This is a genomic window from gamma proteobacterium symbiont of Lampromicra miyakona, from assembly GCF_059730895.1.
Genome location: NZ_AP035932.1, coordinates 2085969 through 2110540, shown reverse-complemented (window position 1 = coordinate 2110540; position 24572 = coordinate 2085969). Strand labels below are relative to the sequence as shown.

The following is a 24572-nucleotide window of genomic DNA, read 5'->3' as shown; positions in this document are numbered from 1 at the left end:
ATCATGTTATTTATGAAATAAATACCGATGCTGGCTCATGGAAGTCAATAAAAAGCGAGAAGACGATGAAAAAGATGATAGGAAAACTGGCGCTTAGCGCACTGGGGTTAGCGGTTGCAGGCGGCGTCTCGGCGAAGACGCTGGTTTACTGTTCTGAAGGCTCGCCGGAAAACTTCAATCCGCAGCTCTACACCTCCGGTACCAGCGTGGACGCCAGCGCCGTGCCGATTTTTAACCGCCTGGTGGATTTCAAACCGGGCACCACCGAGCTGGTGCCCAGCCTGGCGGAGCGCTGGGAGATCAGCCCGGACGGCAAGGTGTATACCTTCCATCTGCGCAAAGGGGTTAAGTTCCAGAGCAATAAACTGTTTACGCCGTCGCGCGATCTCAACGCCGATGACGTGATCTTCTCGTTTATGCGCCAGCTCGATACGAAAAACCCGTATCACACCGTTTCGGGCGGTAACTATGCCAACTTTGAAAGCCTCGAGCTGGCAAAACTGATCACCCGTATCGATAAGGTGGATGATCTGACGGTGCGGATTACGCTGGCCCATGCCGAAGCGCCGTTTCTCGCCGATCTGGCGTGGTATTTCGCCTCGATTCACTCGGCGGAATATGCCGACCAGATGCTGAAAGCCGGTACGCCGGAAAAGGTCGACATGCAGCCGATTGGCACCGGACCGTTTGAGCTGGTGCAGTATCAAAAAGATTCCCGCATTCTCTACAAAGCCTTCCCGCAGTACTGGCAGGGCAAGGCTAAAATCGATCGGCTGGTGTTTTCCATCACCCCGGACGCCTCGGTGCGCTATGCCAAACTGGAGAAAAACGAGTGCCAGGTGATGCCGTTCCCTAATCCGGCCGATCTCGACAACATGCGCCACAACCCGAACATCACGCTGGAACAGAAATCTGGCCTCAACACCGGTTTCCTGTCGTTCAACACCACCAAAGCCCCGCTGGATAACGTGAAAGTGCGCCAGGCGCTGGCGATGGCCATCAATAAGCAGGCGATCATTGATGCCATCTTCAAAGGTACCGGCACGGTGGCGAAGAATATTCTGCCGCCGGATGTGTGGAGTGCTGATAAAGATCTGCAGGATTACGCCTACGATCCGCAACAGGCCAAAGCGCTGCTGCAGCAGGCCGGCATTCAGCCGGGCACCGAAATTTCGCTGTGGGCGATGCCGGTCCAGCGGCCGTATAACCCCAACGCCCGCCGCATGGCTGAGATGATTCAGGCCGACTGGGCAAAAGTGGGCATCAAAGCCAACATCGTCAGCTATGAGTGGGGCGAATACCTGAAGCGCGTTAAGGGCGGTGAGCATCAGGCAGCGCTGATGGGCTGGACCACCGCCACCGGCGATCCGGATAACTTCTTCGGGCCATTGTACAGCTGCACCTCGGCGAACGGCGGCTCCAACTCGTCCAAATGGTGCTATGCGCCGTTTGAGAAAATCATCACCGAGGCGCGCGCCGAACAAAATCATGACAAGCGCGTGGCGTTATACCGCGAGGCGCAGCAGATGATGCATGACCAGATGCCGGCGGTCATGATTGCGCACTCAACGATTTTCGAGCCGGTGCGTAAATCGGTCAGCGGCTACCAGGTGGATCCGTTCGGCAAGCATATCTTCTATCCGGTGGATATCACGCCTTAATCGCAGCGGACAGCGCGCTGAGCTGCTGTTGCAGAAAGGTCAGAAACAGAGTCAGGGCGGCGCTGCGGGTCGCCCTGACTGCGTCTGCAGCTGCAGCGTACGCTGGCTTAGCTGATCGATATTGACCGCGCGCATCACCAGACCCTGCTGCTGCGCTTCCTCCAGGGTAAAACTGCTGCAAATGGTCACCGCCAGCGGCGTGCGCAGTAGAAAATGAAACAGGGTGGAGAAATTGTCGCAGGTCAGCACCGGTTCAATCAGGTGGCCACTCATGTGGCTGGCCAGCTCAAACAGCTGGCGTACCGTGGTGTTTTGCTGCGGTAGTGCCAGCGGATAGTGGCTGAGATCGGCCAGCGCCACCTGCGGCACGCCCGCCAGCGGATGGCTGTCATGCATCACCAGCAGCACCGGCGCCGGCCATGAGCCCACCACCTCAACCGCACGTTCCGCGTGCAGGCTGAATTGCAATGCCACATCGCACTCGCCGCTGCGCAGCAGTTCAGCCACGCCCTGCGCGCTAGCCACCCGGACGTCAAACAGCACGCCGGGATGATCGCGGCGAAAGGCGGCAATCAGCCGGGGCAGCAGGGTAAACGCCAGCCCGTCGGTGCAGGCGACACGAATCAGCGTGCGCCGCACCGCCTTCAGGCCTTTGATCTCCGCCAGCGCATACTCCATATCCAGCAGATTTTTGCGCACGTGATGGGCAAAAATCTCGCCGGCCTCGGTCAGCACCATGCCGCGCGCATGACGCGCAAACAGCATCACGCCCAGCTGCTGCTCCAGCCGCTGAATTTGACGGCTGATGGCAGAGACCGCCACAAACAGCTGGGCGCTGGCTGCGCTGAGCGAACCGCAATCGGCTACCGCGAGAAAATAACGCATTTCCGTGCTTAACATGCCATGGCCTCCGTTTGTACCTGCCTCGAAATCGGGCAACGCAGCTTTGCTTTAAAGGCAAATCTTACTCGATAAATTGATAATTGTGGCAAAGCTGCCTTTCCGCAAAGATGAAAAAACAGCAGACCTATAACAGGCAGGGCAAACATGACAGCACAACAGGCGGTTCAGCAGGCCACCGCATATTTCGACAGCGGGGAATTTCAACGTATCCTGGCGCGCCGCGTGGCGTGGCGCACCGAGAGCCAGCGCGACGATCGCGATGCGGCGTTACAGGACTATTTGCAGCAGGAGATTGCGCCGCAACTGCAGGCGCTGGGCTTCACGCTACAGCTTATTGATAACCCGCACGCCGCCGGCCGGCCATTCCTCGTGGCGGTGCGCATGGAAGATCCCGCCTTACCGACCTTGCTGAGCTACGGGCACGGTGATGTGGTATTCGGCGATGACGAGAACTGGCGCAGCGGGCTGTCGCCGTGGCAGCTGACCGAAGAGGGCGATCGCTGGTACGGGCGCGGCAGCGCCGACAACAAAGGTCAGCACTGCGTCAATCTTGCGGCGCTGGAGCAGGTGTATCAGGCGCGCGGCGGCCGTCTCGGCTTTAACTGCAAATGGCTGTTTGAGATGGGCGAAGAGATCAGCTCGCCGGGGCTGGCGCAGTTGTGTCAGCAGCAGGCGGAACTGTTGCAGGCTGACCTGTTCATTGCCTCCGACGGTCCGCGGCTCAACGCCGTGCGGCCGACGCTGTTCCTCGGTTCGCGCGGTGCGGTAAATTTCCGCCTGACCATCAACGCGCGTGACAATGCTTATCACTCCGGCAACTGGGGCGGACTGCTGAGCAATCCCGGCACCCGGCTGGCCAGCGCCATCGCCACGCTGGTGGACGCGCAGGGCGTGCTGCAGGTTGCGGCGCTGCGGCCCGATTCGCTGACCCCGCAGGTGCGCACCATTCTCAGCGATATCGAGGTGGGCGGCATGCCAGGCGATCCCGCGATTGACACCAACTGGGGCGAGCCAGGCCTGACGCCTGCCGAACGCCTCTACGGCTGGAACACGCTGGAAGTGCTGTCGTTTCTCACCGGTAACCCGGCGCGCCCGATGAATGCCATTCCCGGCAGCGCGACGGCGGTGTGCCAGCTGCGTTTTGTGGTCGGTACCGACTGGCAGCGGCTGGCGCAGCATGTCAGCGCGCATCTGGCGCAGCACGGCTTCCAGGATGTTGAGGTTGAATTTTTGCGCGGTTCACCCGCCACGCGTCTGGATCCTGACGATCCGCTGGTGCACTGGGTGCTGAACAGCATGGCGGCAACCAGCGGCAAAAAACCGGCGCTGCTGCCCAACCTTGGGGGATCGCTGCCAAATGAGGTGTTCGCGGAGATTCTGGGCCTGCCAACGCTGTGGGTGCCGCATTCGTATCCCGCCTGTGGTCAGCATGGCGTGAATGAGCACATGCTGAAATCGATTGCCCGCGAAGGGCTGCAGATCATGACGCAGCTGCTGTGGGAGCTGGGCGAGCAGGGCACGGAATGGCTGGCGCAACACCGCGCTTATGCGGGAGGTGGCGCATGAGCAGCCTCAGCCATAGCGCGCCGCTGAGCGGGGTGAAGCCAAACCTGCACAAAACGCTGTTTGCGACCTGCATCGGTAATGCGCTGGAGTGGTTCGACATTGCGGTATATGGCTTTTTCGCCAGCTATATCGCCCACGCCTTCTTTCCCACCAGCGATGCGTCGGTCTCGCTGCTGCTGACCTTTGGCAGTTTCGGCGTCTCCTTTCTGATTCGCCCGCTGGGCGCGGTGGTGCTGGGCAACTATGCCGATCGCCACGGGCGTAAAAAAGCGCTGCTGCTCTCAATCAATCTGATGATGCTTGGCGGAGCCATCATTACTTTTATGCCGGGCTACGACAGCATCGGCCTGCTCGCACCGCTGCTGATCCTGCTGGCGCGCCTGGTGCAGGGCTTCTCTGCCGGTGGCGAATTTGGCAGCTCTACGGCGTTTCTGGTCGAGCATTTTCCCGAGCGCAAAGCCTTTATCGCCAGCTGGCAGTTCGCCACTCAGGGCGCCAGCACGCTGATGGCCTCGGCGTTTGGTCTCGGTCTGACGCAGATCCTGAGCGAAGGCCAGATTCAGGCGTGGGGCTGGCGTATTCCGTTTGCCTTCGGCCTGCTGATTGGCCCGCTCGGGCTGTATATCCGCCGTCACGTGCACGAGCCCGCCAGCTTTGCCGCGCAGACGCCGGAAGCGGCCCCGCTCAAACGGCTGTTTGGCCGGCAAAAAGCGCTGATGCTGCTGGCGATTGGCCTGATGGTGATCTCCACGGCGGTCAACTACATGCTCAACTACGTGCCGACCTACGCAACCAAAAACCTGCATCTGCCGGGCTCGGTGGCCTTTACTGCCACGCTGCTGGCCGGGGTGATTCTGACGGTGGTGACGCCGCTGATGGGATTGTGGGCGGAACGCATTGGCCGCCTGCCGCTGATGTGGGGCTCGCTCATACTGCTGATGGTCACCATCTATCCGGCCTTTCGGCTGGTGGTCAATCACACCACGCCGGCCACGCTGATTGTGCTGGTATGCTGGATGGCGCTGCTGAAATCGATCTATTTTTCTACCGTACCCTCGGTGATGGCGGATCTGTTCCCGATTGGTACGCGCGCCAGCGGCATGGCCATCAGCTATAACATTGCGGTTACGGTATTTGGTGGTTTTGCGCCGCTGATTTGCACGCTGCTGATCAGCGCCACCGGCACCAGTCTGGCGCCGGGCTACTACCTGATGGCGATGTCGCTCTTAAGCGGGGTAGCGCTGCTGCGCAGTCAGAAACGGATACGCTAAGTGGCAACCGGTGCGCGCACTGCGCACCGGTGTTTACGCATCAGGCAAACTGCAGATAGGCGACGTGCGTTTGCAGATACTCCTCCAGCCCGTGGCGGCCATCGGCACCGCCGATGCCGGATTTGCGCCAGCCGGCATGGAACCCCTGCATCGCTTCAAAATTTTCACGGTTAATGTAGGTTTCACCGAATTTCAGCCGGCGCAGCGCGATCATCGCGGTGTTCAGATCGCGGGTATACAGCGATGAGGTCAGGCCATAGTCGCAGTCGTTAGCCAGCGCGATGGCTTCATCCAGCGTGTTAAAGCGCATCACCGGCAGCACCGGGCCAAAAATCTCCTCACGCATGATCGCCATCTCCTGACGTACCCCGGTGATGATGGTTGGTTCAAAATAAAAGCCGCGTTCACCGGCACGTTTGCCACCCAGCACCACCTTGCCGCCCTGCGCAACGGCGCTGGCGACCTTTTGCCCGACGCGGTCGCACGCGGCTGCGCTAATCAGCGGCCCCATATCCACATCGGCCTGCTGCGCCGGATCGCCAAATTTCACCTGCTGCATCGCCCCGGTCAGGGCGCTGATAAAGCGATCGTAAATGCCGTCTTGCACATACACGCGCTCGGCGCAGTTACACACCTGACCGCTGTTAATAATGCGCGAACTGACGATAGCCCTGACGGCCAGATCGAGGTCGGCGTCGTCCATGACAATTGCCGGTGCTTTACCGCCCAACTCCAGCGACACTTTGGTCACATTCGGCGCTGCGGCGGCCATGGTGGCGATGCCGGCGTTGACGCTGCCGGTCAGGCTCACTAACCCGACTTTAGGATTGGCGGCCAGTTCCTGTCCCACCTCCGGGCCATAGCCGTAAACGATGTTAATTACCCCGGGCGGCAGGCCGAGGTCGTCGATAATGGCGGCGAACAGGGCGGCGTTGTTCGGGGTAACCTCACTCGGCTTCAGCACGATAGTGTTGCCGGTGATCAGCGCCGGTGCCGCTTTGCGCGCAATCAGGAAGAAGGGAAAATTCCACGGCAGAATGCCGGTGGTCACGCCAATCGCTTTCTTAAACACAAAGATGTTTTCGTTTGGGCGATCGCTGTTGATGATTTCGCCTTCGTAGCGTCGCGCCCATTCCGCCATGTAGTCGAAGTAGTCAGCGGTAAACAGCACTTCAGTTTGCGCCAGCGCCTGGGTTTTGCCGCCCTCCGCGACGAGGGTGGCGCTCAGCTCAGGCTCGCGCTGGCGAATTGCCGTGGCGATGCGGTGCAGCCAGTCGCCGCGCGTCACCGCCGGTAACGCTTCCCAGCCGGGCTGAGCGGCTTCTGCGGCGGCAATGGCTGCCGCCGCCTGCTGTTTGCTGCCCTGGGGCACGCGTGACAGCAGGGTCTCCGTCGCCGGGTTAATCACTTCAATCCAGCTATCGTTATGCGCCTCGACAAACGCGCCATTAATGTAGTGTTGATGATGAAGGGTCATGTGCAGGGGCTCCACGCTCGGTTTTGTTAAACTGATGTGAAGGAAGAGTGAAGCAGATGAACGCTGGCGACCTTTTTATCACTGCCAGCACCGGCAGGGCGCTGGCAATAGCGGCAAGAATCACGCGACCGACGCAGCATTCTGCGTCAGTGGACCGTTTCAGGAACCGGGCATCATGGCGCCGCTGGCAATAAACCAGACCAGAAAACTGACACCGGCAACGATAATGGCGATGGGGAACAGCAGACCGATTTTCATATGCATCCTGAGCGTTAGGCGAGCTGGATTAGCGCGCGGTGGGTTTTCATCATACTGAATAGCTGAAATTGTGTCGCGTCATCGACCTGACGCAGATGTTCGCCTTTCTGATACTGAATCTGATGCACATGGCCGAGCTGACGCCACACCACAATGGCTGACGCCAGCAGCGCGCAGTTCTCTTCGCTCTGCACGCAGTCCAGCGTGGCGTAGTGAGTAGTATCTAAGCCATTAATGAACACATTCAGCGCCTCGGGCGGCACGATGGCGCGGATGTCATCCAGCATCACGCGGCTCACCGCCTGCGACAGCACCAGCGTTAACCGTTTGCTCTTCATCTCAATCCCTGGTTCCGATGATTTTTCCCACGTTATACGGATTTAACCCCGTCGGGGGAAGTGCTTCGCGCAGCTTTGTGTGAGTGCCATGTTAAGCGGCGCGCTGGCAACAGATGAAAAACTGTGCCGATCAACACAACATAAATCAAAAATATGCCGAATAATAAGCAACTTAAAGAGTTTCCCCGGCATAACAGCTGCAAATGCGAATTTGTGATCCCTATGTAGCATACCCACCCGATTTTGCCAGTCAGCCTGGCTTTACGGCAACCATCCAAAGGCTGAGTCCACGCAGTGCGCCATAGACTGCCACTAATCGGAAACCGCAGGTGTTTCCGTCTGGCCTCAACCTTACGAAGGAATAACAATGAACAGTGCCATTCTTGCAGGTATCTTCTGGCATCTGGTGGGTGCCGCCAGCGCCGCCTGTTTTTATGCTCCGTTTAAACAGGTTAAAAAGTGGTCATGGGAAACCATGTGGTCGGTCGGCGGCGTGATGTCGTGGCTGATTCTGCCCTGGGCAGTCAGTGCCGCGCTGTTACCGAACTTCTGGGCGTACTACAGCAGTTTCAGCTTATCGCAGCTGCTGCCGGTGTTTCTGTTCGGTGCCATGTGGGGCATCGGCAACATCAACTATGGCCTCACCATGCGCTATCTGGGGATGTCGATGGGGATTGGCATCGCCATTGGCATTACGCTGGTGGTGGGGACGCTGATGACGCCGCTGTTGCAGGGCCGATTCGTTGAACTGTTCAGCTCCGCCGGCGGCCGGATGACGCTGCTGGGCGTACTGGTTGCGCTGCTGGGTGTGGCGATTGTGTCGCGCGCCGGGCTGCTAAAGGAACGGGCGCTGGGGATTAACGCCGAAGATTTCAACCTGAAGAAAGGCCTGGTGCTGGCGGTGCTGTGCGGCATCTTCTCGGCTGGCATGTCGTTTGCCATGGATGCGGCGAAGCCGATGCATGAAGCCGCTGCCAGTCTGGGCATCAATCCGCTGTATGTGGCCTTGCCGAGCTACGTGGTGATCATGGGCGGTGGCGCGCTGATCAACCTGGCTTACTGCTTTATCCGCCTGGCGGTGAAGCCGGAGCTTTCGCTGCGCCGCGATTTTTCCGTGGCAAAACCGCTGCTGATCGCCAACATCGCCTTCGCCGTGCTGGGGGGAACCATGTGGTATCTGCAGTTCTTCTTTTATGCCTGGGGCCACGCAAAAATTCCTCCGCAGTACGACTTCGTAAGCTGGATGCTGCACATGAGCCTGTACGTGCTGTGCGGCGGCCTGGTAGGACTGGTGCTGAAGGAGTGGAAATCGGTGGGGCGTCGACCGGTGAGTGTGTTATCGATTGGCTGCGTGGTGATCATTATCGCGGCAAACATTGTCGGTCTCGGTATGGCCGCCTGACCGCGCTTAACATCACACCGCCTGACGCGTCTCTGCGCGCGTCAGGCTTTTTCTTTGTCTGCCATCGGTTCGCGCGGCGACAAAAAACGCTGACGCCACGCGCTGGGTGTTAACCCGGTTTCGCGCGTAAACACCACGGAAAAGTAGTTGCTGTCATCAAACCCGCAGCGTGCCGCCACTTCGCTAATCAGACATGCCTGCGTGCGCAACAGATATTTTGCCTGACACAGCTGCAGCTGACGCAGGTAGTGGCCGATGGTCATGCCGGTTTGCTGACGGAACAGCTGTTTCAGCGACCGTTCGCTGAGCTGATTTTGCTGGCAGAAATGGGGCAGATCGAAGGGGCGGCTGATATCGCCGAGCAGCGCCGACATCAGCAGATCGAGCTGTTCGCCCTCCGGCAGCACCCACGGGCGATCGGCGGCGTAGCCGTGACGGCGCAATATCAGTGTCAGCTGCAAAAACAGCGCTTCCGACAGCTGAATCGAGAGCGAATCGCTTTTGCGACTTTCGCGCTCCAGCTGGCTGATGACGCCGCGCGCCAGCGCCATGCCGCGCGTGGTCAGACGCCAGCTGGCGGGTGTCTCTTCATCCTGTGGCGGCAGCAGCTGCTGCCAGTCGAGCGCCAGGCTGAAGCGATCGCGGCAGTAGAGAATATTGTCGAGCGCCAGATCGTTGACGCTATCAAAGCTGTGGCAATCACTGTCGCGAATGTAAAACACATCGCCGCAGGTGATCAGCCACGGCCGATCGTTGAGGATATGCAGGCCATTACCGCGCCAGACAATCACAATCTCGCTGAACTCATGCCGGTGCGGTGGGAAAGAGGGTTGCGGCATGCGTTCTGCCACGGCAATAGGCAAATTGCTGGCCGGGAAGTAATCCTCGCGCGTCAGTAACAGCGGCATGTCAGCCCTCCGGTTACCCCATCTGCTGGCGCGCCATGCGCGGCGCGCAGCCAAATTCCCGCCGGAACAGGGTGGAGAAGTGATTACTGTCACCAAACCCACACTGATAGGCGATGTCCGTGATGCGCATCTCGCTGTGGCGCAACAGGTGCCGCGCCTGCAATAAACGCAGCCGATTAAGATAGCGCTGCGGCGTGCTGCCGGTCTGCTGCTTCATCTGGCGATGCAGGGTACGCAGCGACAAACAGAAGCGATCGGCCAGCGATTCCCACGCAATCTCCTCACTGTAGTGCGCATTCAGCCAGTCCAGCAAGCGGTGCAGGCGGGCATCCTGGTCCTGCGCCTGATCGTTGTGCGCCGCCTCGCGCAGCAGCACCAGCAGCTGCAAAAAGTGTTGTTCCTGCTGCGCCTGACGTTCCAGCGACCAGCTGGCCGGCTGCTTCATCTGCGTCACCAGCTGCAGCGCCTGCGCCATCACTTTATGGTTGATCCGCCAGTGTGAAACATACTGGCCGTCCTGTTCGCGCGGCAGCAGCGCCTGCAGGCCGGACAGAAAGCGGAACGCTGCCGGACTGCGATACAGCACATTCGTCAGGCACAGATTGTCGGTTTGCTCGTACAGATGGCGATCGTGATCGCGCACAAAACAGACGCAGCCGGCGCTGAGCGCCTGCGGCTGACCATTGAATACGTGGATACCCGAGCCCTGTTCCACCAGCACAATTTCATGAAAATCATGGTGATGCTCCGGAAACGCCGACTGCGGCACACGCGGTTCAATGGCTATCGTGTAATCGCCGGCCGGAAAGAAATCAGCACTGTGTAATACCGTCATCATGCGCCCTCAGTTAACAAAACCGTAACCGAGTCTACGCAGCCGCCTGCCACCTTACCTTGAATTTTGCACCGGGCAGCGCAGGAAAATCGCCAATTATTCAAGATCGCCTAAGTGATTGATGGAATTGCGGCAAGGCTCACAACTCTGCCGTTATGCGGTTCTGTGAGCTCACTCACGAACACCTTTGCAAACCTGCCAGCGGTGATGACCCGCTGGCACTAGCGGGAAGGTGCCTGCGGCGCAGGATTTCTACTCTGTCGCCATGTCTTCACAGGGAGTATCGCCATGAGTCTGCGTAATATTGTTGCCATCGATTTAGGCGCATCCAGTGGCCGCGTCATGCTGGCCAGCTGGCAGGCTGACCGTCAGCAGCTCAGCCTGCGCGAAGTGCGGCGTTTCGCCAACCCGCGCGTGCAGCGCGGCGATTATGACTGCTGGGATTTGGACCGGCTGGAACAGGAGATCCGCGCCGGGTTGCAGCAGCTGGATGAGGAGGGCATTGTGCCGGACAGCCTCGGCATTGATACCTGGGGCGTGGACCTGGTGCTGCTGGACGCGCACGGCGAGCGGGTAGGCGAAGCGGTCAGCTACCGTGATAAACGCACCGACGGCCTGATGGCCCAGGCGATGCGTGAACTCGGGAAACCGGCGCTCTATCAGCGCACCGGCATTCAGTTTCTGCCGTTCAACACGCTGTATCAGCTGCGCGCACTGCATCTGCAGCAGCCGGACTGGCAGGCGCAGGTGAAGCACGCGCTGATGATTCCGGATTATCTGCACTATCGCCTGACCGGTGAACTCAACTGGGAATACACCAACGCCACCACCACCCAACTGCTCAACATTCACAGCGGCGACTGGGATCGCGAGCTGCTGGCCTGGGCGGGCGCAGACGCCAGCTGGTTCGGCACGCCGCGTGCGCCGGGCAATACCGTCGGTTACTGGCGCAACGCAAGCGGCCAGCGCATTCCGGTGATCGCCGTCGCCACCCATGATACCGCCAGCGCGGTGCTGGCCACGCCGCTGGAGCAGGACGATGCTGCCTATCTCAGCTCCGGTACCTGGTCGCTGATCGGCATCGAAAGCCTGCAACCCTGTGTCAGCGAGGCGGCGCTGCAGGCTAATCTGACCAATGAAGGCGGTGCGGAAGGCTATCGGGTGCTGAAAAACATCATGGGCCTGTGGCTGTTGCAGCGGGTGTGCAGCGAACTGCACATCAGCGATCTCTCTGCGCTAATTGCCGACGCCGCGCGGGAACCGGCCTGCCGCGCCCTGATTCACCCTAATCATCACCGTTTCATCAATCCGGCCAGTATGGTGGAGGAGATTCAGAACGCCTGCGCCGAACAGGCGATGCCCGTGCCGCACAGCCCGGCGGCACTGGCGCGCACCATCTTTGACAGCCTGGCGCTGCTCTATTCGCAGACGCTGCAGGAGCTTAGCCACCTGCGCGGCACTGCGCTGCGTCAGTTACATATCGTCGGTGGTGGCTGCCAGAATCCGCTGCTTAACCAGCTGTGCGCCGATGCCTGCCAGCTGCCGGTGTTTGCCGGCCCGGTGGAAGCCTCGACGCTGGGCAACATCGGCTGCCAGCTGATCGCGCTGGGTGAGTTGCGCGACGTGGCCGATTTACGCCGCTGCATTCGCCACAATTTCCCGTTAGAAAAATTTATCCCGCTGAATCACAGCGTCTTTGCGGCCCATCAGGCTCGCTTTGCGGCGCTGAGCCTACCTGCTAAGGAACTTGCATATGACAAAGCTGATTGAACAGGCCTTTGAACTGGCCAGACAACGCTACGCCGCCATCGGGGTGGATGTGGAACAGGTGATGGCACAACTGGATACCATTCCGGTGTCGATGCACTGCTGGCAGGGCGACGATGTACGTGGGTTTGAGAATCCGCAGGGGGCGCTCACCGGCGGCATTCAGGCGACCGGCAACTATCCGGGGCGGGCGCGCAACGCGGTTGAACTGCGTGCCGATCTCGACAAAGCGATGTCGCTGATCCCCGGTGCGAAACGCCTCAACCTGCATGCCATCTACCTTGAGAGCGACCGCCCGGTAGAACGAGATGCGATTGAGCCGCAGCACTTCAGCAACTGGCTGGAGTGGGCGAAAAGCAAAAAGCTGGGGCTGGATTTTAACCCAACCTGCTTTTCTCATGCGCTCAGCGCAGACGGGTTTACGCTGTCGCATGCCGATCCGGGCATTCGCCAGTTCTGGATCGACCACTGCACCGCCAGCCGCCGTATCTCCGCCTGGTTTGGCGAGCAGCTGGGCACGCCGTCAGTCATGAATATCTGGGTGCCGGACGGCATGAAAGATCTCACCGTCGATCGCCTCGCGCCGCGCCAGCGTCTCGCCAGTGCGCTGGATGAGATCATCCGTGAACCGCTGAATCCGCAGCACCACATTGATGCGGTGGAAAGCAAACTGTTTGGCATTGGCGCGGAGAGTTACACCGTGGGTTCCAGTGAGTTCTGCCTCGGTTACGCCACCAGCCGCCAGACCGCGCTGACGCTGGATGCCGGCCACTTCCATCCTACCGAAGTGATCTCCGACAAAATCTCCAGCGCCATGCTGTTTGTGCCGCGCCTGCTGTTACACGTCAGCCGTCCGGTCCGCTGGGACAGCGATCACGTTGTGCTGCTGGATGATGAAACCCAGGCGATTGCCAGTGAGATCGCCCGACAAAAGTTGTTCGACAGGGTGCACATCGGTCTCGACTTCTTCGATGCCTCGATCAACCGCATTGCCGCCTGGGTGATCGGCACGCGCAATACCCAAAAAGCCCTGTTGCGGGCGCTGCTGGAGCCGGGCGAACAGCTGCGTCAGCGGGAGCGTGATGGGGATTTCACCGCCCGGCTGGCGCTGCTTGAAGAGCAAAAGTCGCTGCCGTGGCAGGCGGTATGGGAAGCGTGGTGCCTGCGCCACGATGTGCCAGCCGATGCCAGATGGCTGAGCGAAGTCCGTCACTACGAACAACACGTGCTGCGTCAACGTTAAGGAATCGATTCATGCAAACAATTCTCTCCGCGTGGTTTGTGCGCGACATGGTTAAAGCCACCAGTGACATGTGGCTGAAAGGCTGGGATGAACGTAACGGCGGCAACGTCAGTCTGCGTCTGTTGCCGGAAGAGGTCAGCGCGTATGCCAGCGATTTTTATCCGGCACCGCGCTGTATTGAGCTGAGCAAGCCGGCGCCCGCGCTGGCCAACGACTGGTTCCTGGTGACCGGCTCCGGTAAGTTCTTTCGCAACGTGCAGCTCGATCCGGCAGACAGTCTGGTGCTGCTGCAGGTGGATGACAAAGGGCTGTCGTACAAAATTCACTGGGGGCTCAGCAACGGAGGGCTGCCAACGTCCGAGCTGGCGGCGCACTTTCAGTCACACAGCGTACGCAAGGCACTGAGCCACGGCGCGGACCGGGTGATTATGCACTGTCACGCCACCCACTTCATGGCGCTCAGCTATGTGGTGGATCTGGATGCGGCGCGCTTTACCCGCCTGCTGTGGGAGGGCAGCACCGAGTGCCTGGTAGTGTTCCCCGACGGCGTCGGCATTTTGCCCTGGATGGTACCGGGTACCGATGGCATTGGTCAGGCGACGGCAGAAGCGATGGCCAGCCATAGCCTGGTGATGTGGCCTTTCCACGGAATCTTTGGCGCCGGACCGACGCTCGACGAAACCTTTGGTCTGATTGATACCGCTGAGAAGTCATCGCAGGTGGTGGTCATGGCGCTGTCGATGGGCGGCATTCGTCAGAGCATCACCACTGAACAGCTGATTGCGCTGGGCGAGCGCTTTAACGTGAAGCCGTGGCCGGCGGCGCTGCAGGCGGAGCGCAGTGATGTTGCGTAAAGCGTTCGTCATGCAAGTCTATGCGCACTGCCATGCAGAGTATCAGCGCCGTCACACGCCAATCTGGCCGGAGCTGGAACGGACGCTGAAAGCGCATGGCGCGCACAACTACGCGATCTGGCTGGATGCTGAACGCAACCTGCTGTTTGCCAGCGTCGAGGTTGAATCCGAAGCGCGCTGGCAGGCCGTGGCGCAAACTGAGGTGTGTCAGCGCTGGTGGGCGTCGATGCGTGATCTGATGCCATCAAATCCCGACAACAGCCCGGTGAGCAAAACACTGCAGCCGATGTTTTTCCTGCCTTAGCCGGCCATGTCAGCAGCGGTGCCGCCAGGGGCGCCGCTGCCTGTGAAACGCACTAGCCGTTGGAGCGCAGTTGCGGATAACGGCGGAAAATGGCGATGCACCAGAACAGTCCCGCCAGGCCAATGATTGCGCCCACGTTGCCCACGTCTGCCATCTGCAGATGCAGACTGACCTGGTTACCGAGTAGCGCGCCTGCGCCAATACCGATGTTATAAATACCGGAAAACAGCGACATGGCGACGTCGGTGGCGTCCGGTGCCAGCGATAGCACGCGCACCTGCATCGCCAGGCCGATCATCATCATTGCCATTCCCCAGATAATACACAGCACGGTAATCGCTGCCGGGCGTACCGCAGCAAACACCAGCAGACCCATACACAAGGTAATCAGCGCAATGGCGGCGATCAGCAGCGCGGACGGGAATTTATTGCCCAGCGTGCTGAACAGAATGCTGCCCAGAATGCCGGCTGAGCCGAACAGCAGAAGTAACAGGGTGGTGAAGTTCTCATCGGCACTGGCCACTACCTGCATAAACGGCTCGATATAGCTGTAAGCGGTGTAGTGCGCGGTCACCACGACGGTGACCAGAATGTACATCGCCACCAGCGCCGGGCGGCGAAACAGCATCGGCACGCTGCTGAGTGAACCGGTGTGCTCACTCGGCAGGCGCGGTAGTATCCGCACCAGCATAATCAGCAGTACCAGCGCTGACAGGCCGATCATACCAAAGGTGGTACGCCAGCCCAGATACTGACCCACAATACGACCAATCGGTACGCCCAGCACCATCGCCAGCGCCGTGCCCGTGGCCAGCATACTCAACGCCTGGGTTTTCTTGCCGGCCGGCGCAACGCGAATCGCCAGCGAGGCGGTGATCGACCAGAACACCGCGTGCGCCAGTGCAATGCCAATGCGCGACAGCACCAGCGACGTGAAATCCCACGCCACGGCCGATAACAGGTGGCTGGCAACAAACAGAATAAACAGGATGGCCAGCAGCAGGCGGCGCTCAATGTTGCGCGTCAGCAGCATTAACGGCAGCGATAACAGCGCCACGACCCAGGCATAGATGGTCAGCATGATACCGACATCAGCGGTTTTCATTGCAAAGCTGCTGGCGATGTCCGACAGCAGGCCAACCGGCACAAATTCGGTGGTATTGAAGACAAAAGCAGCGATAGCCAGCAGCACCACGCGCAGCCAGGCTGTTTTACGGGAAACGGTTGTTGATTGCATTGAATTCAAATCGGCTAAACGACGAGTGAGGGGGCAGGAACGCACCCGGTAAAGTGACCTCGATCACAAATTTCCGCTATTGTGGAGCATTAGTCAGCCGATGAAAACCGTTAACCCGGGTTTTATCACTGAATATTTCTTATCGCGCTGAGCGTGGTAAATAGCCTGCGGTTATGGGGAGTTGTTGCGGCTGCGTGCTGCCGGCCCGCGAGTCTGCCGTACCAGCACAGGCTAAGTCAGCTGTTTCTGTAATAGAAAAATCACTTAGCCGTGCTGAGGGCGGGTATCGTGCGGACGGGTGTGGTTCAGACCAGGATTATCAGAGTCACGCCATATGCTTTAGTGCCACGCTAAAGTTGTGGGTCGGATTTTTTTTTACGCCCACCGGGCAGCAGTGTTCGCAGCCTAACGCAGTGGCGTAAAATTTACGCGCCTGCTGGATTGCGGCCCCGGGCGTGTAAAAAGTCCCCAGAAAACGGCGACCGCCGTCGGAAGGCAGGAACGGACAGCCCTTCGCATGCACCACATGATTGTCGTTATAACCGGCATGCTTATCGACATAATAGTAAAGCTCCATCTGACTACCTCATTGCTGTGTAAAAAATAAGTCTATGTATTATTGGAATAGAACGAATTATAGCGATGAATTGCTATTTTGTTTTAAGTGGTACGGCGCGAATGCCTGATTATTCGAATCCAGCGGAGCAGGCGGGACGCTGAGGTCCCGCGCTAACGATGAAGGGTATTACAGTTTGCGGCCCTGTAAACGCAGGCCAACCAGCAGTGCCAGCACCAGCAGGGCGCTGATAAACAGGGTTACGCCCGGCCAGCCGTAGCGGTGCCAGAACACGCCGCCCAGGGTGCCGGCCACGCTGGAGCCCACGTAGTAGCTGAACAGGTAAAGTGATGATGCCTGGCCTTTCGCCCGGCGCGCGCGCGGTCCAATCCAGCCGCTGGCCACCGAATGGGCGGCAAAGAAGCCGGCAGTAAACAGCATCATGCCCGGCAAAATCAGCCACAGCGAACTAAAGGCGGTCAGCAGCAGACCGGCCAGCATGATCGCCGTGGCGCCCGTCATCACCGGACCGCGACCAAAGCGGCTGGTCATCGCGCCGGCTTTCGGCGAGCTCCACGAACCGGTGAGATACACCACGGACAGCAGCCCGACCACCGCCTGGCTCAGTGACCACGGCGCGCTCAGTAAACGGTAGCCGATGTAGTTAAACAGCGTGACAAACGCGCCCATCAGCAGAAAGCCTTCGGCAAACAGCAGCGGCAACCCTTTGTCGCGCCAGTGCAGGCGGAAGTTGATCAGCAAACTGCGTGGCCGCAGCGAGGCAGGGCGAAAATGGCGCGACGCGGGCAGAATTTTCCAGAACATCAGCGCGCCAGCCAGCGCACAGCAGCCAATGACGCCAATGGCAATACGCCACGAGAAAAAGTCGGTCAGTACACCGGAGAGTAAACGACCGCTCATGCCGCCAATCGAGTTACCGCTGATGTACAGCCCCATGGAGAAGGCGATGACCCGCGGGTGCATCTCTTCGCTCAGGTAAGTCATGCCCACCGCCGCGACGCCACTGAGCGACAGACCGGTCAGCGCGCGCATCAGCAGAATCCCCTGCCAGCTGCTCATGGTGGCGGAGATCAGCGTACAAATCGCCGCCAGCATCAGCGCGGTCACCATCACCGATTTACGCCCAATCGCATCTGACAGCGGGCCGGTAAACAGCAGGCCCAGCGCCATCAGCCCGGTGGAGAGCGACAGCGAAATACTGCTTTCGGCAGGCGTCACGCCAAACTGCTGTGACAGCACCGGCAGAATCGGTTGTACGCAATAGAGCAGGGCGAAAGTGGCAAGACCGGCAGAGAACAGCGCCAGCGTCACGCGCATAAACTGCGGCGATCCACGTTCAATCCATTCAGTAGCGGTATCGGCGGTAACAGGCTTCGTGGACAAGCTGTCCTCATCAAGCGTCACAGCCTGGGAAGAGCGACTCACAGTACATCCTCAATTCAGCAAATGTCTGAATACTGTAGGAAAGGCTAAATAGGTTGTACAATATATTAATAATCTCAAATGAGACGTTTAAGATATGATGATTGAGCTGCGCCATCTGCGCTACTTTATTGCCGTTGCGGAAGAGCTGCACTTTGGCCGCGCCGCACAGCGGCTGCACATTTCTCAGCCGCCGCTCAGTCAGCAGATTCTGCAGCTGGAACAGGCGCTGGACGCGCAGCTGTTCACCCGCACTAATCGCAGCGTACAGCTCACGCCGGCCGGCCAGTCGTTTTTACAGGATGCGCGCGCGATTTTATTGCAGGTGGAACAGGCGGCCGGGCGCGCGGCGCGCATTCATCACGGTCAGCAGGGAGAGCTGCGCATCGGCTTTACCTCCTCGGCGCCGTTTACCGGACTGGTGTCGGATGCGCTGTATCACTATCGGCAGCGCTGGCCGGACGTGCATATTCAGATGCAGGAGTACAACACGCGGCAGCAGCTGGCGCCGCTGCACGAGGGGCGACTCGATCTGGGCGTCATGCGCAATACGCCGCTGCCGGAGGATCTTCAGCACCGCCTGTTGCTGCGTGAACCGCTGTGCGCAGTGGTGCACCACGCGCATCCGCTGGCACAGGCCACGTCAATTAGCATCCGGGCGTTAGCCAGCGAACCTTTTGTTTTCTTTGATGCGCAGGGCGGCACGGCCCTGTACGGTGAAATTCTGGCGCTGCTGCATCGCTACCAAATCAAACCTTACATTACCCAGGAAGTGGGTGAAGCCATGACGATACTCGGCCTGGTGGCAACCGGCCTTGGCGTGTCGATTTTACCCGCCTCGTTTGCCCGCGCGCGACTGGCGGAAGTCGCCTGGATTCCGCTACAGGAAAGCGATGCCATTTCTGAGGTGTGGCTGGTGTGGTCAGCGCTGCGCCAGCCGAGTGCGCAGATGAGCAATATGATGGCGCTGCTGCTGCACCATGCCGAGGATTGAACCCACGGGTACAGAAAACCGCGTTCTTTGTGTGCGATAAATCACATTTCTAATCAAATATTTGACGCTGCGCGCCAATCTGCATCACCATAGCTGCTGTTTATTTAGAAGCGCGAAAATATCCGGGAGCAGGGCGTGAATCTGGACAGTCAGCCTGGCCATATTGACCAAATAAAACAGACCAATGCCGGTGCAGTGTATCGTCTGATTGACCATTACGGTCCGATTTCGCGGATTGAGCTGTCGAAACGTGCCCAGCTGGCCCCGGCCAGCATCACCAAAATTGTGCGCGAAATGCTGGATGCGCATCTGGTGCAGGAGACCGAGTTTCAGGAGCCGGGCAGTCGCGGACGGCCGGCGATAGGGCTGATCCTCGATACCCTGGCCTGGCACTATCTGGCTGTTCGCCTTCAGCCGGGGTTCATCACCCTGACGCTGCGCGATCTCAGCAGCCGCGCGCTACAGGAAGATCGCCTGCCGCTGCCCGCCAGCGCCGACACGCCGCTGCTGCAGACGCTGCAGGAGCTGGTCAACGCCTTTTTCATTCGCCATCAGCAAAAACTTGAGCGTCTCACCGCTATCGCCATTACCCTGCCGGGACTGATCAACGCCGCCTCCGGCGTGGTGCACCGTATGCCGGGCTATGACGTACAGGATATGCCGCTGGGCGAAACCCTGGCGCAGCGCACCGGGCTGCCGGTATTCGTCCAGCACGATATCTCCGCATGGACGCTGGCAGAGGCGCTGTTTGGTGCCTCGCGGGGTGCGCAGGACGTGATTCAGATTGTCATTGACGAAACGGTGGGCGCCGGGGTGATCAGCGGTGGCCAGCTGCTGCACAAAAGCGGACGCGCGCTGGTGGAGATCGGTCATACGCAGATCGATCCTTACGGCCAGCAGTGTTACTGCGGCAACCATGGCTGTCTGGAAACGGTGGCCAGCACCGGCAGCCTGCTGCAGCTGGCGGCACAGCGCTTATCGTCACAGCCGGACAGCCAGCTGCACCAGCAGCCGCTGACGCTGGCCTCGCTGTGTGCCGCTGCGCAGCAGGGCGACCGGCTGGCGCGGGACGTTATTGCCGGCGTCGGTCATCATATCGGGCGCATGCTGGCGATGATGGTCAACATCTTTAATCCTCAACAAATTCTTATCGGTTCACCGCTTAACCAGGCGGCGGACGTGCTGTTCCCGGCAGTCAGCAGCACCATTCGCCAGCAGGCCCTGCCGGCGTACAGTCACGCTATTCAGCTCACGCCTGCGGCTTTTAACGATCCCGGCACGCTGGGCGGCGCGGCGCTGATCAAAGACGCGCTCTATAGCGGCCATTTACTGATAAAACTGTTGCAGGGCTAACGCCAGCCCGCCTTAAGTTTGCGCTAACGCAAGCTCTCGCCTGGGACAAATCCTTAAACTGCCTCCTTTGCAGGTTACACATCGCTTTAATGAAGGAGGAGAAAGGTGAAAACGATTTTTGTCACCGGTACCGACACCGCGGTGGGTAAGACCGTGGTTTCCCGCGCACTGTTACAGTGCTTTGCCAAAGCGAATCTGTGTGCCGCTGGCTACAAGCCGGTTGCCAAAAGCGCGCAGCACACGCCGGAAGGGCTCCGTAATAAAGATGCCGTACTGCTGCAGCAGGCATCCGGCCTCACGCTGAACTACAGCGACGTCAATCCCGTGACGCTGGAAGAGGATGAAATCAGCACCAGCCCGGCGCAGCGCATCGATTATCCGTTACTCAATCGCGGGCTGGCTGGCTTACAGGATCGCGCTGCACGCGTGGTGGTGGAAGGCACGGGCGGCTGGCGCAGCCTGATGAACGACTTACGGCCGCTGTCGCAGTGGGTGCAGCAGGCGCAACTGCCGGTGGTGCTGGTGGTGGGCATTAAAGAGGGTTGCATTAGCCACGCTTTACTGACCGCCGAAGCGATTGCCGCCGATGGCCTGACGCTGGCGGGCTGGGTCGCCAATCGTATCAATCCCGGTCTGGCGCACTATGCTGAAATCATTGATGTTCTGCGCGATAAGCTGAACGCGCCGCTGTTGGGTGAATTGCCTTATCTGCCGCGCGCCGAACAGCGTGATTTGAGTGGTTATCTGGATATTACGTTACTCGGGGGTGATGCGCTGCACAGCGAGAGTGCAAAGCCCGCCGCCTGATGAAACAAAATGCGGCATATCGCACGCAGCTGAATCCGGAGTTTCAGGAGCGGCTGCTTTTTTTTATGCAATAAACCTGTTTATATTCAATCATCTGTCCTGAATTTTTCCTGTCCGTTGTCGCCCTGGCGCGTTTCATGCATCAGGCAAACTGATAAATCGTTTGCCGGAGCCCTGCTATGTCGCACCCAGAAGAAGATAAAGGTTTGTTGTACGGGCTGGATGCCCGCATCGGTCCTGCACCGGCGTTCTTTGCCGCCCTGCAGCACGTGCTGGCCAGCGTGGTCGGTATCATCACGCCGCCGCTGATTATCGGTTCCGTGCTGGGGTTACAGGCCTGGATTCCGTATCTCATCAGCATGTCGCTGCTGGTTTCCGGACTCGGTACCTTTCTGCAGGCGCGCCGTTTCTGCGGCATTGGCGCAGGCATGATCTGTCTGCAGGGCACCAGCTTCGCCTTTCTCGGCGTCATTCTCTCTGCGGGGATGACGGTGAAAGCGCAGGGCGGTTCACCGCAGGCGATCCTCGCCATGATTTTTGGCTGCAACCTGATGGCGGCGCTGATCCCGATGCTGATTAGCCGCTGCATCACACCACTGCGTAAAGTACTGACCCCGGTGGTGACCGGTACGGTGATCACCCTGATTGGTATCAGCCTGATAAAAGTCAGTATCACCGACTGGGCGGGCGGGCATAACGCCCGCGATTTTGGTGCGCCGGGTAATCTGGCGCTGGGGGCGCTGACCCTGCTGGTGATTATCGTGCTTAACCGTTCCCACTCGCGCTGGGCGCGGCTGGTGGCGGTGGTCGCCGGCATTGGTGCGGGCTGCATCGCGGCGGCGCTGAGCGGTCATCTGCCGCTGAAGCCGATGGCGGAGACGCACTGGCTGGTGCTGCCTTCGCTGCTGCATTTTGGCTTTGATTTTAGCTGGACGCTGTTTGTGCCAATCGCGCTGGTCTCGGTGATCTGCGTGATTGAGGCGGTGGGCGACCTGACCGCCAACTGTCTGATTTCACGCCAGCCGCTGGAAGGCGACGGGTTTCAGCGCCGGCTGCAGGGCGGGATTCTGGCCGATGGCCTCAGCTGTCTGCTGGCGGCATTGTTCTCGGCATTTCCCAATACCACCTTTGCGCAGAACAACGGGGTGATTCAGATGACCGGCGTCGCCAGTCGCTACGTGGGGATGGTGATTGGCCTGATGCTGGTGCTGCTGGGCATCTTCCCGCTGGTCGGCAACCTGCTACAGCAGATTCCGCCGCCGGTGCTGGGCGGGGCAACGCTGGTGATGTTTGGCAGCGTGGTCGCCGCCGGTATTCGCGTGATGACGCAGGCCCCACTGGGGCGGCGTGAGATGCTGATTGTGGCGGTGTCGTTTGGCATCGGCCTCGGGGTGGAAGCGGTTCCGGACGTGCTGAAACAGTTCCCGCCGCTGGTCAGCAACCTGTTTGGTCATGCAGTCACCACCGGTGGAATTCTCGCTATGCTGCTGAACGTGGTGCTGCCGAATGAAGCTAAAACGGTTGCGGCGGTCGGCGCGGTCGAAGAGAGCAACTGACGCACAGTTTACCTTCAGAATCGCGCCCTCCGTGGCGCGGTTCGGTCGGGGTTACGGGTTAAGACGACGGCGCGTGCGGCCGGAGCTGAGGTAATCCGCGATGTAATCCTGCGAAATTTCGCCGCTGTAGCGACCTTCCTCGTCAACAATCGGCATCCATACCGTGTTGTGTTCATACAGCTTCGACAGCACCACGCGCAGGTTCTCCTCCGCTTTGCCGGTGACCTTAAAGGTGTGCAGCATCTCCTCGCAGCGGCCGGTGGCGCCGCGCGCTTCACGACGTTTGACAAAGCCCAGCGGTTTGCCATCTTCGTCGACCACCGTGACCGAACGCATGTCGTTGTCGTCCATGGTCGCGAACGCCTCCTGCAGCGGGGTACTGCGCTGCACGGTGATGGTCGGCTGCTGATCGGTGACGTCGCCCGCCTGCACCAGCAGCAGGCGTTTCAGCGTTCGGTCCTGACCGACGAACGAGCCGACAAATTCGTTGGCCGGCTGCGCCAGCAGTTCGTCCGGGCTGGCACACTGCACGATTTTGCCCTGGCCAAACACCGCGATGCGGTCACCGAGCTTCAGCGCCTCATCAATATCATGGCTCACCAGCATCACGGTTTTCTTCAGCTGGCGCTGCATATCGAGGAACTCGTTCTGAATCACCTCGCGGTTGATCGGGTCGACGGCACCGAACGGTTCATCCATCAGCAGTACCGGTGGATCCGCCGCCAGCGCGCGGATCACGCCGATGCGCTGCTGCTGGCCGCCCGACATCTCACGCGGGTAGCGATGCAGAAACTTCGTCGGGTCAAGCGCCACCATGCTCATGAGCTCTGTCGCCCGTTCCCGACAGCGTTTTTTGTCCCAGCCCAGCATGCGCGGCACCACGGTAATGTTCTCTTCAATGGTCATGTTCGGGAACAGACCAATCTGCTGAATCACATAGCCGATGTTACGGCGCAGCGTGACGGTATCCTGGCCGCTGGTGTCTTCGCCATTAATTAAAATCCGCCCGCTGCTGGCAGGGATCAGACGGTTAATCATCTTCAGCGTGGTGGTTTTGCCGCAGCCGGACGGGCCCAGCAGCACACACATCTCCCCGGCAGGCACTTCCAGGCTGACGTTGTCAACGGCATTGAACGTGGTGCCGTTTTTTTGCGTAAAGGTTTTCGTCAGGTTTTCCAGTTTTATCATTATCGAATCCCCTTAGGAGTCAGCGCCGACTGCAGACGGTGCAGCAGCCAGTCAAGAATAATCGCCAGTAAACAGATCATCAGTGCGCCGGCTATCAGCATACGCACATCGCTGCCGCTGATGCCGTCCAGCAGTTGCAGGCCCAGGCCGCCGGCACCGATCACCGCCGCAATCGCCATCACGCCGACGTTCATCACCACGGCGGTACGGATACCGCCAAAAATCACCGGCAGCGCCATCGGAATTTCCACCCAGCGCAGGCGCTGCCAGAAGGTCATGCCGATACCGCGACCGGCTTCGCGCAGCCCGGGCGGCAGATTTTCCAGCGCGGTATGGGTATTACGCACAATCGGCAGCAGTGAATAGAGAAACACCGCGGTAATCGCCGGCAGGGCACCAATCCCCTGACCGATCAGTGAAAACAGCGGAATCATCAGGCCAAACAGCGCAATGGTCGGGATGGTCAGCACGATGGTGGCGATGCCCAGCACCGGTGTTGCCAGCCATTTGAAGCGGACAATCAGAATGCCCAGCGGCACGCCGACGAGGATGGCAAAACCCACCGCCACCAGCACCAGCCAGGTGTGCTGCCAGGTCAGCGCCAGCAGCGTGTTCCAGTTATCCATGATGTAATGCAGGGTATCCATTGCG

The 24572-nt window shown here is 59.6% G+C and carries 22 protein-coding genes and 1 pseudogene; 12 read left to right on the top strand and 11 right to left on the bottom strand.

Translation table 11 applies throughout. The features are described from left to right. The first annotated feature begins 65 nt into the window (after positions 1-65). Complete coding sequence (locus AC6I8P_RS09765) at positions 66-1661, top strand: ABC transporter substrate-binding protein (RefSeq protein WP_058758514.1); 1596 nt, start codon at positions 66-68, stop codon at positions 1659-1661. Here the strand turns inward: AC6I8P_RS09765 and AC6I8P_RS09760 are convergent. Then, a pseudogene (locus tag AC6I8P_RS09760) lies at positions 1651-2561 on the bottom strand (LysR family transcriptional regulator). The gene AC6I8P_RS09765 and the pseudogene AC6I8P_RS09760 overlap by 11 nt on opposite strands. A 147-nt stretch (positions 2562-2708) precedes the next feature. Between AC6I8P_RS09760 and AC6I8P_RS09755 the strand changes: the two are divergent. Both AC6I8P_RS09755 and AC6I8P_RS09750 read left to right on the top strand, forming a co-directional pair. Continuing rightward, positions 2709-4130, top strand: a complete 1422-nt coding sequence (locus AC6I8P_RS09755; RefSeq protein ID WP_498030564.1) for a M20 family metallopeptidase — start codon at positions 2709-2711, stop codon at positions 4128-4130. Next, complete coding sequence (locus AC6I8P_RS09750; protein ID WP_264248092.1) at positions 4127-5401, top strand: MFS transporter; 1275 nt, start codon at positions 4127-4129, stop codon at positions 5399-5401. Before AC6I8P_RS09755 ends, AC6I8P_RS09750 begins: the two co-directional genes overlap by 4 nt. A gap of 40 nt (positions 5402-5441) precedes the next feature. On the opposite strand, the gene aldA is transcribed toward AC6I8P_RS09750, so the two are convergent. From aldA to AC6I8P_RS09735, 3 genes are all read right to left on the bottom strand, one after another. Continuing rightward, positions 5442-6878: an aldehyde dehydrogenase gene (gene aldA, locus AC6I8P_RS09745; protein WP_481657648.1), complete on the bottom strand. Its 1437-nt coding sequence runs from the start codon at positions 6876-6878 to the stop codon at positions 5442-5444. A 159-nt stretch (positions 6879-7037) separates the two neighbouring features. Further along, positions 7038-7136 (bottom strand): YoaK family small membrane protein, encoded by a 99-nt coding sequence (locus AC6I8P_RS09740; RefSeq protein ID WP_021313714.1) that lies wholly within the window; start codon positions 7134-7136, stop codon positions 7038-7040. A 14-nt stretch (positions 7137-7150) separates the two neighbouring features. Further along, positions 7151-7474: a hypothetical protein gene (locus AC6I8P_RS09735; RefSeq protein ID WP_058780589.1), complete on the bottom strand. Its 324-nt coding sequence runs from the start codon at positions 7472-7474 to the stop codon at positions 7151-7153. A gap of 367 nt (positions 7475-7841) precedes the next feature. Between AC6I8P_RS09735 and rhaT the strand changes: the two genes are divergently transcribed. Further along, positions 7842-8876, top strand: coding sequence for an L-rhamnose/proton symporter RhaT (gene rhaT, locus AC6I8P_RS09730; protein ID WP_021506088.1), 1035 nt, complete (start codon positions 7842-7844; stop codon positions 8874-8876). Between the two features lie 41 nt (positions 8877-8917). On the opposite strand, the gene rhaR is transcribed toward rhaT, so the two are convergent. Beyond that, entirely contained in the window at positions 8918-9784 is an 867-nt protein-coding gene (gene rhaR / locus AC6I8P_RS09725; RefSeq protein ID WP_132462557.1) for an HTH-type transcriptional activator RhaR, read from the bottom strand. 13 nt (positions 9785-9797) lie between these two features. Beyond that, a complete protein-coding gene (rhaS, locus tag AC6I8P_RS09720; protein ID WP_481658074.1) occupies positions 9798-10619 on the bottom strand; it encodes an HTH-type transcriptional activator RhaS in 822 nt (273 codons plus the stop codon). A gap of 288 nt (positions 10620-10907) precedes the next feature. Here rhaS and rhaB point away from each other — a divergent pair, with 288 nt between their 5' ends. From rhaB to rhaM, 4 genes are read left to right on the top strand one after another with little or no spacing between them, the layout of a single operon-like run. Next, complete coding sequence (gene rhaB, locus AC6I8P_RS09715) at positions 10908-12389, top strand: rhamnulokinase (RefSeq protein WP_498030563.1); 1482 nt, start codon at positions 10908-10910, stop codon at positions 12387-12389. Then, positions 12373-13629 (top strand): L-rhamnose isomerase, encoded by a 1257-nt coding sequence (locus AC6I8P_RS09710; RefSeq protein ID WP_498030562.1) that lies wholly within the window; start codon positions 12373-12375, stop codon positions 13627-13629. The genes rhaB and AC6I8P_RS09710 overlap by 17 nt, the downstream gene beginning before the upstream one ends. 11 nt (positions 13630-13640) lie before the next feature. Then, positions 13641-14483 carry a rhamnulose-1-phosphate aldolase gene (gene rhaD, locus AC6I8P_RS09705; RefSeq protein WP_088515799.1) on the top strand — a complete coding sequence of 281 codons (843 nt, stop codon included), beginning with the start codon at positions 13641-13643 and terminating at the stop codon, positions 14481-14483. Beyond that, the gene (gene rhaM, locus AC6I8P_RS09700) at positions 14473-14787 is read left to right on the top strand and encodes an L-rhamnose mutarotase (protein WP_141495452.1); all 315 of its coding nucleotides are present in this window, start codon (positions 14473-14475) and stop codon (positions 14785-14787) included. The genes rhaD and rhaM overlap by 11 nt, the downstream gene beginning before the upstream one ends. 52 nt (positions 14788-14839) lie before the next feature. Here rhaM and AC6I8P_RS09695 read toward each other — a convergent pair whose 3' ends face one another. The 3 genes from AC6I8P_RS09695 to ynfM all read right to left on the bottom strand — a co-directional run bounded on the left by AC6I8P_RS09695 (position 14840) and on the right by ynfM (position 18026). Then, positions 14840-16024, bottom strand: a complete 1185-nt coding sequence (locus AC6I8P_RS09695) for a sugar transporter (protein ID WP_127834071.1) — start codon at positions 16022-16024, stop codon at positions 14840-14842. A 325-nt stretch (positions 16025-16349) separates the two neighbouring features. After that, positions 16350-16601, bottom strand: coding sequence for a hypothetical protein (locus AC6I8P_RS09690; protein WP_021506080.1), 252 nt, complete (start codon positions 16599-16601; stop codon positions 16350-16352). 168 nt (positions 16602-16769) lie between these two features. Beyond that, positions 16770-18026, bottom strand: a complete 1257-nt coding sequence (gene ynfM / locus AC6I8P_RS09685) for a multidrug efflux MFS transporter YnfM/SxtP(Kp) (protein ID WP_031279123.1) — start codon at positions 18024-18026, stop codon at positions 16770-16772. 94 nt (positions 18027-18120) lie between these two features. Between ynfM and AC6I8P_RS09680 the strand changes: the two genes are divergently transcribed. The 4 genes from AC6I8P_RS09680 (at position 18121) to AC6I8P_RS09665 (ending at position 22733) form a co-directional block, all read left to right on the top strand. Further along, entirely contained in the window at positions 18121-19017 is an 897-nt protein-coding gene (locus AC6I8P_RS09680) for a LysR family transcriptional regulator (RefSeq protein ID WP_498030561.1), read from the top strand. Between the two features lie 135 nt (positions 19018-19152). Beyond that, positions 19153-20370 carry a sugar metabolism global transcriptional regulator Mlc gene (gene mlc / locus AC6I8P_RS09675; RefSeq protein WP_021506077.1) on the top strand — a complete coding sequence of 406 codons (1218 nt, stop codon included), beginning with the start codon at positions 19153-19155 and terminating at the stop codon, positions 20368-20370. 105 nt (positions 20371-20475) lie between these two features. Next, positions 20476-21177 carry a dethiobiotin synthase gene (gene bioD, locus AC6I8P_RS09670; RefSeq protein WP_021506076.1) on the top strand — a complete coding sequence of 234 codons (702 nt, stop codon included), beginning with the start codon at positions 20476-20478 and terminating at the stop codon, positions 21175-21177. 179 nt (positions 21178-21356) lie between these two features. Further along, complete coding sequence (locus AC6I8P_RS09665) at positions 21357-22733, top strand: nucleobase:cation symporter-2 family protein (RefSeq protein ID WP_104092929.1); 1377 nt, start codon at positions 21357-21359, stop codon at positions 22731-22733. A 51-nt stretch (positions 22734-22784) separates the two neighbouring features. Here the strand turns inward: AC6I8P_RS09665 and osmV are convergent, their stop codons facing one another. Then, positions 22785-23921 (bottom strand): osmoprotectant ABC transporter ATP-binding protein OsmV, encoded by a 1137-nt coding sequence (osmV, locus tag AC6I8P_RS09660; protein ID WP_021506074.1) that lies wholly within the window; start codon positions 23919-23921, stop codon positions 22785-22787. Further along, positions 23921-24568 (bottom strand): osmoprotectant ABC transporter permease OsmW, encoded by a 648-nt coding sequence (gene osmW / locus AC6I8P_RS09655; RefSeq protein WP_021506073.1) that lies wholly within the window; start codon positions 24566-24568, stop codon positions 23921-23923. Before osmW ends, osmV begins: the two co-directional genes overlap by 1 nt. Positions 24569-24572: the final 4 nt, after the last annotated feature.